Annotated in this window: 11 protein-coding genes and 1 pseudogene; 11 read left to right on the top strand and 1 reads right to left on the bottom strand. The window is 38.0% G+C overall.

Going from position 1 to position 9,414, the window contains the following annotated elements; translation table 11 throughout:
* The 3 genes and pseudogenes from OWO01_RS02160 to OWO01_RS02150 all read left to right on the top strand — a co-directional run.
* Positions 1–307: pseudogene (locus OWO01_RS02160) on the top strand (IS4 family transposase); the annotation flags it as partial.
* A 512-nt stretch (positions 308–819) separates the two neighbouring features.
* Positions 820–1,092, top strand: coding sequence for an AbrB/MazE/SpoVT family DNA-binding domain-containing protein (locus tag OWO01_RS02155; RefSeq protein WP_268778779.1), 273 nt, complete (start codon positions 820–822; stop codon positions 1,090–1,092).
* Between the two features lie 3 nt (positions 1,093–1,095).
* Positions 1,096–1,425, top strand: a complete 330-nt coding sequence (locus tag OWO01_RS02150) for a type II toxin-antitoxin system PemK/MazF family toxin (RefSeq protein WP_268778778.1) — start codon at positions 1,096–1,098, stop codon at positions 1,423–1,425.
* A gap of 253 nt (positions 1,426–1,678) precedes the next feature.
* On the opposite strand, the gene hisJ is transcribed toward OWO01_RS02150, so the two are convergent.
* Complete coding sequence (gene hisJ / locus OWO01_RS02145; protein ID WP_268778777.1) at positions 1,679–2,494, bottom strand: histidinol-phosphatase HisJ; 816 nt, start codon at positions 2,492–2,494, stop codon at positions 1,679–1,681.
* 153 nt (positions 2,495–2,647) lie between these two features.
* Between hisJ and OWO01_RS02140 the strand changes: the two genes are divergently transcribed.
* Genes OWO01_RS02140 through hisIE form a run of 8 tightly spaced genes read left to right on the top strand, consistent with a single transcriptional unit; the run spans position 2,648 to position 8,970 of the window.
* On the top strand, positions 2,648–3,769 hold the full coding sequence (locus OWO01_RS02140; protein WP_268778776.1) for an ATP phosphoribosyltransferase regulatory subunit: 1,122 nt from the start codon (positions 2,648–2,650) through the stop codon (positions 3,767–3,769).
* Complete coding sequence (gene hisG / locus OWO01_RS02135; protein WP_268778775.1) at positions 3,766–4,386, top strand: ATP phosphoribosyltransferase; 621 nt, start codon at positions 3,766–3,768, stop codon at positions 4,384–4,386. The genes OWO01_RS02140 and hisG overlap by 4 nt, the downstream gene beginning before the upstream one ends.
* The gene (gene hisD, locus OWO01_RS02130) at positions 4,383–5,666 is read left to right on the top strand and encodes a histidinol dehydrogenase (RefSeq protein ID WP_268778774.1); all 1,284 of its coding nucleotides are present in this window, start codon (positions 4,383–4,385) and stop codon (positions 5,664–5,666) included. The genes hisG and hisD overlap by 4 nt, the downstream gene beginning before the upstream one ends.
* 15 nt (positions 5,667–5,681) lie before the next feature.
* Positions 5,682–6,269: an imidazoleglycerol-phosphate dehydratase HisB gene (gene hisB, locus OWO01_RS02125; RefSeq protein WP_268778773.1), complete on the top strand. Its 588-nt coding sequence runs from the start codon at positions 5,682–5,684 to the stop codon at positions 6,267–6,269.
* Positions 6,266–6,862, top strand: coding sequence for an imidazole glycerol phosphate synthase subunit HisH (hisH, locus tag OWO01_RS02120; protein ID WP_268778772.1), 597 nt, complete (start codon positions 6,266–6,268; stop codon positions 6,860–6,862). Before hisB ends, hisH begins: the two co-directional genes overlap by 4 nt.
* A complete protein-coding gene (gene hisA, locus OWO01_RS02115) occupies positions 6,862–7,569 on the top strand; it encodes a 1-(5-phosphoribosyl)-5-[(5-phosphoribosylamino)methylideneamino]imidazole-4-carboxamide isomerase (RefSeq protein ID WP_268778771.1) in 708 nt (235 codons plus the stop codon). The genes hisH and hisA overlap by 1 nt, the downstream gene beginning before the upstream one ends.
* Complete coding sequence (hisF, locus tag OWO01_RS02110; protein ID WP_268778770.1) at positions 7,566–8,324, top strand: imidazole glycerol phosphate synthase subunit HisF; 759 nt, start codon at positions 7,566–7,568, stop codon at positions 8,322–8,324. Before hisA ends, hisF begins: the two co-directional genes overlap by 4 nt.
* On the top strand, positions 8,314–8,970 hold the full coding sequence (gene hisIE / locus OWO01_RS02105) for a bifunctional phosphoribosyl-AMP cyclohydrolase/phosphoribosyl-ATP diphosphatase HisIE (RefSeq protein WP_268778769.1): 657 nt from the start codon (positions 8,314–8,316) through the stop codon (positions 8,968–8,970). The genes hisF and hisIE overlap by 11 nt, the downstream gene beginning before the upstream one ends.
* Positions 8,971–9,414: the final 444 nt, after the last annotated feature.

Genomic DNA, 9,414 nt, shown 5'->3' with positions numbered 1-9,414 from the left:
GATGAAACAGCACATGGTGTTAAAAACAATGTATGGAAAAAGCCCCAATGCAGTATATAATCAAGTGTATATGGCGATGATTTCCTTTTGTTTAACGCTATTAATACAAGCTGATTTATTATATAAAGGTAGCTTGTTGGTGCTAAAAAAACACCTTTCTAAATTCAGCTTAGATAGATACCTTACATGTAAAAAGGAATTGTTCAAGCCACCTTCTTCATCCTATGGAGGTAGGAACGTTTATGATCATGAGCAAATATTTAGAGAAACCTTAAAAGAAGTGGTAGAAGGAACGTTTAGAGGTTAGCAATTAGTGAAATGTAATGTAAAAAAATGGATGGATGACACCTTCGATAATGTCACTTTATCCTTTTTTCATTTTTTTTGCACAAAAAATATTTTTTGAATATTCTGTATTATGGTGAAAATTTGTTGTTGACTTTTTCGCTATAATTTTATGCAACCCTAGTGAGGAAATTATAAAAATTCGCTAGTTGTGGATAACTTTTCGGAACAGATATAGCCACGTCCAGCTCCGAGGGCCAAAAACTAGGCAACTTCACGAAGTAATCTACGATAAGTCATCATCGGTTCGCAAGCAAAACCTGATTCCTTTATCTCGATTGATTCGCTCCAGTTGCTACGTTTTTAACCGGCGCTCTGCGATTTTGTTCTTTTTTTAGCATTCCATTCACTCTTGTTATTGCAAAATTGCTCATATGAAATGGTAATTATCTCTGTTACTATTGAAATTTAACGAATATTTACAGTTTGAATAGTATAAACTATGGCTATACAATAGTTAGGAGGTATGGTACAATGAATTTGTATAATTATAACAAAGGGGATGAGGTTATGACTACCACAATCCGTAAGTGGGGAAATAGTTTAGGATTGAGAATCCCACAAAATATAGCAAAAAAATACGGTGTTGATAACGGTTCGGAAGTCGAGTTAATAGATAATGGTAAACAAATTATCATCAAACCATTAGTAAAAGAACCGACATTGGATGATTTGTTAGAACAGTGCACACCAGATCGAAGACACGAAGAAATTGACTGGGGTAAACCCTTGGGGAAGGAAATCTAGTAGATGAAAGCACCTAGCAAAGGCGATTTAGTTTATATGAATTTTGACCCACAGGCAGGCCATGAACAAGCAGGATTCAGCCCTGCCATTGTATTATCTCCCAAAAAATTTAATGAAATTACGGGGTTTGTATCTGTTTGTCCAATCACAAATACAGTTAGGGGTTGGGGATATGAAGTGCCTTTACCTGATGACGCTGTGTTTAAAGGTGTTATATTAGTAGACCAAATTCGTAACCTTGACTGGCGAGTTAGGAAACTAAGAAGGCAGGGTGAAGCATCTGAAGCGGTCGTAGCAACATGTATTAAACGGATTCATACTTTTCTCAATTGATTAAATATGAAAAGAATAACACAAGATCACATTTCAGCGTAATAATTAAGCGGAAAAATCATAAACAATCCCATTCATTACATGTGATTTTTGGTTGTAATATCAGGCCTTTTATTATTCACATAAGGACATAGTTTTTTCTAGATTGAAAGAAAGAGAACGATTCGTTCGAGAATTAATTCGAAAGCAATGGCACGGGGAATCCATTCCTCGTGCCATATTAATATGCAACTAATAAACAACATACCGATTCTTAAGAAAAATACCCTAAAATTTGATCATATCCACGTGCAATTGTTTTTGCTTCATGACTATCTGAACCTGGTACCAGGTTAATTCCCAGTTCTTTCGCTCGATTAATAACTCTTGGATTTGGATACAACGTCTGACAATCCTCTTTAAACAAACCGGCAGTATTTAGATCCAATGCTAACTGATTTTCCTTGATTTTTTGTAAAATCGGTTCAAGTTGATTGGCAAAATCGTTACGGGCTGGATATTTTCTACTGAACTTTTCCACTAAAGTTAAGTGGCCAATACGTTTTGGTTTGAATGCTCCTAGATCAGCATCAATCGCTTTTAATATGGTTTGATAATAAGCTTGATAGACAGTATCAACATCTCCAAATAGGGAGATTATTCGCTTGAATTCATCCGCACTATAATCAAGACAGACATAGGAGCCATCAGGAAGTTTTAACATATGTACCGAAAGAATAGCATCATCAATCAATTCTCCATATTGATTTAGAAAAGAACGAGTATCCGTTTCAAACCCTTCAATATAATCGACTTCAAAACCAATATGAACTTTAATTTGGTCACGATATTTTTGTTTCCATTTTTCACCTTCGACAAAATAATTGGATAAATCACTCCAACTCATTGCACTATCACGCTCTGGTGCAGGATCTTGAAAATTTTTAGGCAGAGGAGCATGCTCCGTAAAAGAAACCTCTTTTAGTCCTCTAGCGATCGCGACGTTAATATACTCTTCCATTGAATCCATCGTTCCATGAGGACAATAATTTGTGTGGATATGAAAATCACCGATTGTATACATTTTCATTCTGCCTCCTTTCCTATATGATAAAGATAGAGAACAAAAAAGAAAAGTAATTTTTTCTCTTGACGTAAAACAAATAGGCATGATATTGTATGAACAACAATACTTTATCTAAGTAAAGTGGTACAGTAATAAAGTGAAACGGATGTGGTGATATTGTTTTTACCTGCAGGAAGTCAAGATCAAATCGGACAAAAATTAGACAATCAAGCAAAAGTAAATCAAATTTTTCGTAAAGTGGTGAGAAATCGCAATTTTAAAGCGATTGAAACACCAGTGATTGAATATGCCAATACGTTTACGAATGAACATGTCGGAATGGAATTGAGAACGATGTTAAAATGGTTCAATCGTGAAGGAGAAATTGAGGTGCTACGACCAGATTGGACGACAGCAATTGCTCGTGCACTTGTAAAACAACACCCAGCACAATTAAAATGGTTTTACCAAGGTTCTGTTTTTCGTAACGACAAAGATGGTACAGAAAGTAGACAGGCCGGAATTGAAATCATTCGAACAGATGTTTTTCTTGGTGAGTTAGAGAGTCTATTTACCGCGGTTACCTATCTGAAAGCTTTGAATAGTGATGATTATTTAATCGAATTGGGGCATACAGGTATTTTTGAAGCTCTGTTGGAAACTCTTGAATTAGCAGATTCAGAAGAAGAAACGTTGAGACAGGCAATGTATGATAAACGAAAAGACCTTGTCTATCAGATTGCCAGTAAAACAGGTCAAGAAAAAATTGCTGAACAGTTAACGACCTTAATTAACGCATATGGTGGAAAAGAGATACTAACTGAGTACCGTGAGTTATGGTCGAACCAACCGCAACTTGTTGAAATTCTTGATCATCTGAACAAATTGATCGATGCGATGGAAGCTTTAGGCGTAGAAAATGTAATTGTCGATTTAGGAAAAGTAAAAGAACTCCCATATTATAGTGGTACAATGTTTCGAGGTTATCTCCAACAAAATGGTCAAACTTGTTTTTCTGGTGGCTGCTACGATAAGTTATATGAACAATTTAATGAAAATATTTCTGCCGTTGGATTAGCTTTTGATGTGGATGTACTGGCTGAGAGTATGAATGCAACGGAGCAAAAAGAACGTATTTGTATCCTTGCAACAGAAGAAACGCACGTACAAGCGGAACAACTGCGTGAGGATTTTGAAGATAAAATCGTAGATATCCAATATCAGTTACCAGACAATCATCATTATGATCGTATTATCCCAGTTGAAGACGCAACAAAAGAGAAGGCGGTGGACAAATGAAACCTTGTATTGCACTAACAAAAGGTCGATTAGAAAAACAGTTTCTTGATTTCTTTGCATCATTATCTTTTGATATTGATCCATTAGTGAATAAAGGGCGGAAATTGCGAGTAGAAACAGATGATTTTCAGTTCATTTTTGCAAAAGGCCCTGATGTGACAACCTATGTTGAGCATGGTATTGCAGATTTGGGGATTGTTGGTGGAGATATTTTAGCAGAATTCCAACCGGATGTTTACGATCTATTCCCGCTTCCATTCGGTCAATGTCATATGGCAGTTGCAACAGAGGCAGGAAAAGTATGGCCAGATCAAAAGAAAAAAATCGCTAGTAAATACACTGGGATCACGAAAGAGTTTTTCCGCAATAAAGGCGAATCGGTGGAGATTATTAAATTGGAAGGATCGGTTGAATTAGCGCCGATATTAGGGTTAGCAGATGGTATTGTCGATATCGTAGAGACCGGCACGACCTTAAAAGAAAACGGGTTAGTCGTACAAGAAGAGTTTCTTTATTTCAGTGCCCGTTGCATCGCAAATCGCTCGTCCTTAAAGATTAAACGAAAGCAACTTGCACCAATAATCGAAGCTTTGCAACAGGAGGGAGCATTACGATGATTTCCATTTATCAAAGTGAAGCATTTCAACAAGAAGTTCTTACAAAAAAAACACAAAATGAACAAGATGAAGAAGTTTTTCAAGTGGCGAAAAATGTGATTGCTGATATTCGTACCAACGGAGACCAAGCCCTAAAAAAATATGTAAAAAAATTCGATCAACATGTTCCAACTGAATGGAAAGTAACGGATCAAGAACGAAAAGATGCCTGGAATCAGGTCGAAGCCCGAACTATTCTAGCTCTGAAAAATGCTGCCAAAAACATAAAAGCATTCCACGAAAAACAATTACAATCTTCTCGGTTCATGCAAGTAGACGAAGATATTGTATCAGGTCAGTTATACCGTGCGATTGAAAAGGTTGGAATTTATGTTCCTGGTGGTACCGCATGTTATCCTTCATCGGTATTGATGAATGCCATACCAGCTGTTTTAGCAGGTGTGGAAGAAGTGATTATGGTTACCCCTGCTCGTAACGGAGAGAACATTGCTCCGATTTTATCGGTAGCAGCTGATATTGCCGGTGTTACAACAATTTATAAAATCGGTGGCATTCAAGCGATCGCAGCACTTGCCTATGGAACAGAGACCGTACCTACCGTAGATAAAATTGTCGGTCCGGGTAATGCGTATGTGGCTGCAGCAAAAGCATTGGTTTTTGGTGATGTAGGGATTGATATGGTTGCTGGTCCTTCCGAGGTTGCGATTATTGCAGATGACAGTGCTGATCCTATTCATGTAGCAGCTGATTTGATTGCCCAGGCAGAACATGATACAAACGCTCGATCGTTTTTATTCACACCGTCTGCTGAGCTAATAGAAGCAACAAAAAAAGAATTGGAACAACAAACTGCTGTATTACCACGTGAAGATATTGCTCGTGTTTCGTTAGAAGAAAAAGGCGGACTTGTGCTTGTTTCCGATTTAGATGAAGCATTTGTACTGTCGAACCAGTTGGCTCCTGAACATTTGGAAATTCAATTAAATAACCCGTTAGACTATTTAGGCAAAATAAAGCATGCCGGATCAGTCTTTTTGGGGCACTATACTCCAGAATCGTTAGGTGATTATTACGCTGGACCAAATCACGTGTTACCAACGTCAGGAACAGCACGATTCTCGTCAGGATTATCTGTTGACGATTTTATTAAGAAAACAACATTCCTTTATTATTCAGAAAAAGCATTAACTGATGCGGCAGAAGATATTGTCACCATTGCTAACGAAGAATATTTAGTAGGGCATGCTCGCGCGGTTGAGAAAAGATTGAAAAAAAACTAGAAACGAGGGGATTATATGAGAGAAGCTTCAAAAGCACGTCAAACCTTTGAAACACAAATTGAAGTGAGCTGTAATTTAGATGATGCCAGTGAGGTATCGATTGAAACCGGTGTTGGTTTTTTTGATCACATGCTTGAACTGTTTGCTCGACACGGACGAATTGGTTTATCCGTGAAAGCAAACGGAGATTTACATATTGATAGCCATCATACGGTAGAAGACGTTGGAATTGTTCTTGGTCAAGTTGTCAAAGAAGCTTTAGGTGATAAAATGCAAATCAATCGATATGGGACGGCTTATGTACCGATGGATGAGGCATTGGGTTTTGTCTCATTAGATATTAGCGGGCGCCCTTATCTTGTTTTCGATGCAACGTTTGATCAGCAGTCTCTAGGTAATTTTGATACAGAATTAGTACGCGAATTTCTCCAAGCATTTTCCTTACATGCAGGTATTACCTTACATGCTCGCGTATTGTACGGAATGAACACACACCATAAAATTGAAGCGATTTTTAAAGCACTTGGTCGGGCATTATCAGAAGCGATTAAAATCAATCCAGACATAAAAGGGGTTAATTCAACAAAGGGGTTAATCGAATGATTGCAATTGTTGATTATGGTATGGGTAATGTAGCGAGTGTAAAAACAGCATTTGAACGATTAGGATACGAGGTAATCATTACAGATGATCCAGAACAATTGCGTCGAGCTAGTCACCTGATTTTGCCTGGAGTTGGCTCATTTCAAGCGGCAATGGAGGAAATTGAAAGAAGGAATTTAAAAGAACTCTTACAAGAGCTTGCCCAAGTAAAACCGTTTCTTGGTATATGTTTAGGCATGCAATTGCTATTCACCGAAGGAAAAGAAGGCGGTACTACGGAAGGATTAGCGCTTATTCCAGGAACTGTAGAACGGATTGATACGCCACATATTCTACCTCATATTGGTTGGAATCAACTAGTAATTAGTAGTGATCAACCTGCATTTCAATCCTTTCAGCAAAAACATGTGTATTTTGTTCACACATTTGCTGCGAAAACAGATCCTTCGTATATTGTTGCCAAGACGAATTACGGAACAGAAGTAACTGCGATTGTTCGGAAAGGCTCAATTTTTGGGATTCAGTTTCATCCAGAAAAGAGTGCTGAGGTTGGTTCGGAAATTTTACAAACATTCTTAAAAGAGGTGCAGTAATGAAAATATTACCAGCGATTGATTTGATCAATGGAAAATGTGTACGCCTATATCAAGGAGATTTCAGCAAAACGACAGAAGTAGCTAGTGATCCGATCAAACAATTACAAACATTTATCGAAGATGGAGCAGAGATTGTTCACATTGTCGACTTAGATGGCGCACGTGACCACCAAGCAAGGCAATATGATTTAATACAGACACTATGCCAACAATCTTCGGTACCGATTCAAGTTGGAGGCGGTATCCGTTCAATGGACACGGTTGAACAACTTATCGAGGCTGGTGCTGATCGATTAGTACTGGGTACGGCTGCAATCGAGGATCAAGATTTTCTAAAGGAAGCATTAGCAAAATATCCGAAACAAATCGTTGTAGGTATTGATGCGAAAAACGGCAAGGTAGCTACTCATGGCTGGGAAACGGTTTCCGAGTTAGATTATATTGATTTTGCAAAAAAAATGGAAGCGCTCGGGGTACAAACGATCGTATTTACGGACATATCTAAGGATGGAACGATGACAGGACCAAACGTTGATCAATTGGTAGCACTCAACAACGCAGTTTCTTGTAAAATTGTTGCCTCTGGAGGTATTAAAGATAATCAAGACATTGAAACACTTGCGAAAGAAGGAATTGCAGAAGCGATTGTGGGTAAAGCAATTTACCAAGGAAAAGTCACATTAAAAGGGGCACGCCAATCATGATAGCAAAAAGAATTATTCCTTGTCTCGATGTGAAGGATGGAAAAGTTGTGAAAGGAACTAATTTTGTTTCGTTGCGTGAATTAGGTGATCCTGTATTTATGGCTAAGCAGTATTCAGAATCTGGAGCAGATGAAATTATTTTTTTAGACATTTCTGCGACGAATGAAGCACGGAACACGATCGTGGAAATTGTTCGTGATACTGCACGAAATGTATTTGTTCCATTTACAGTTGGTGGTGGTGTACGAACCATTGATGATGTAACGAGATTGTTACAAGCTGGTGCTGATAAGGTAGGAATGAATTCAGCAGCGGTTGCTAATCCTGACTTAATTACCACAGCTGCAAATCGTTTTGGCTCACAATGTATTGTAGTGGCTATCGATGCTAAGAAATATCCAGATGGTTGGCACGTAATGACTCACGGTGGTAGCAAAGATACCGGAATTGATGCAATCGAGTGGGCGAAAGAAGCAGAAAGTAGGGGAGCAGGTGAAATTTTATTAACGAGTGTTGATACCGATGGTGTGAAATCAGGATTTGATTTACCACTTACCAAAGCAGTTGTTGATGTTGTTCGTATTCCTGTAATTGCGTCTGGTGGTGTCGGTCACCCGGATCACTTTGCCGAAGTATTTGCCCATACCGATGTATCGGCCGGATTAGCAGCATCGATTTTTCACGAAAATACCTTTTCTGTTGAGGAAGTAAAACGTAGTTGTATGGAAAAAGGAGTGAATGTTCGTGAAGCCTGATTTTTCAAAAGGATTGGTTCCTGCAATTATTACCGATACAAATACGAAAGAAGTATTAATGCTGGCATACATGAATGAAGAATCTTATCAAAAAACTTTAGATTCTATGGAAACATGGTTTTATTCTCGTTCTCGAAAAGAGCTCTGGCATAAAGGAGCAACATCGGGAAATACGCAAAAGGTAGTGTCTATTCAGTTGGATTGTGATCAGGATACACTATTAATTGAAGTGGTTCCAAATGGCCCAGCTTGTCATACAGGTGAAAAAACTTGTTTCTTTCAAGAGGTTAAAGGGGACCGCAAGCAAGATCTTGAAGTAAATACAAATATCTTTGAAGAAGTTATGTTTGAAATAGAAGAACGAAAAAAAACGGTTGTTGAAGGATCTTACACGAATTATCTCTTTGGAAAGGGAGTAGATAAGATCGGTAAAAAAGTGATCGAAGAAGCAGGCGAAGTGGTAATCGCTGCAAAAAATAAAAATCAGCACGAATTGACGCTAGAGGTTAGTGATCTTCTGTACCATAGTTTTGTACTGATGAGTGAACAAAACGTGACATTAAACGATGTGAAAGCGGAATTAACAAAACGTTTTAGCAAAAAAGGCAATAGCAAAGGAGATCGACCAGAAATAGAAGAGTGGTAAACTCTTCTGGTTCTGGTTTTATTTTTTGTGAAAAATTTTTATTGATATACCTGGGTAGAAAGTTTTTCTAATCAGCAAAAGTTGTTGAGGTTGAAATATATGAGTATTTCGTTTTCCAACCGAAATTAGAAAGATGCACGTAAATCTCAGAGAATGCACGCAAAGTCAAAAAGATGCACGTAAATCTCAGAGAATGCACGCAAAGTCAAAAAGAAGCACGTGAAAAAGGGAAAAACGATATAACTAGTTATGGAAATATAAATTGACTTTTTATGAGTTAGCAATCACAGTTCTATGATTTTGAATCTCCACTTAGTATAGTGCTTTTCTTTAGCAAGTTATCAGTGGTCGCGCTCCTCGGAAAGTGACCATCCGAAACTGGAGTGTCACACAGACACAAAAATGATCTTAAAGGAACTGTGAGCATCCTCCGGTTTTTCTTAT

This window comes from Natronobacillus azotifigens (genome assembly GCF_026805325.1).
In the GTDB taxonomy this organism is placed as follows: Bacteria; Bacillota; Bacilli; order Bacillales; family Amphibacillaceae; genus Natronobacillus; species Natronobacillus azotifigens.
Note: the sequence above shows the minus strand (reverse complement) of the source record. Positions and strands in the feature narration are given on the sequence as shown.

Excerpts from the sequence above, each read along its gene's own strand:
- OWO01_RS02155 (WP_268778779.1), top strand. The coding sequence starts at position 820 with ATGAATTTGTATAATTATAACAAAGGGGATGAGGTTATGACTACCACA.
- OWO01_RS02150 (WP_268778778.1), top strand. The coding sequence starts at position 1,096 with ATGAAAGCACCTAGCAAAGGCGATTTAGTTTATATGAATTTTGACCCA.
- hisJ (WP_268778777.1), bottom strand. The coding sequence starts at position 2,494 with ATGAAAATGTATACAATCGGTGATTTTCATATCCACACAAATTATTGT.
- hisG (WP_268778775.1), top strand. The coding sequence starts at position 3,766 with ATGAAACCTTGTATTGCACTAACAAAAGGTCGATTAGAAAAACAGTTT.
- hisD (WP_268778774.1), top strand. The coding sequence starts at position 4,383 with ATGATTTCCATTTATCAAAGTGAAGCATTTCAACAAGAAGTTCTTACA.
- hisB (WP_268778773.1), top strand. The coding sequence starts at position 5,682 with ATGAGAGAAGCTTCAAAAGCACGTCAAACCTTTGAAACACAAATTGAA.
- hisH (WP_268778772.1), top strand. The coding sequence starts at position 6,266 with ATGATTGCAATTGTTGATTATGGTATGGGTAATGTAGCGAGTGTAAAA.
- hisA (WP_268778771.1), top strand. The coding sequence starts at position 6,862 with ATGAAAATATTACCAGCGATTGATTTGATCAATGGAAAATGTGTACGC.
- hisF (WP_268778770.1), top strand. The coding sequence starts at position 7,566 with ATGATAGCAAAAAGAATTATTCCTTGTCTCGATGTGAAGGATGGAAAA.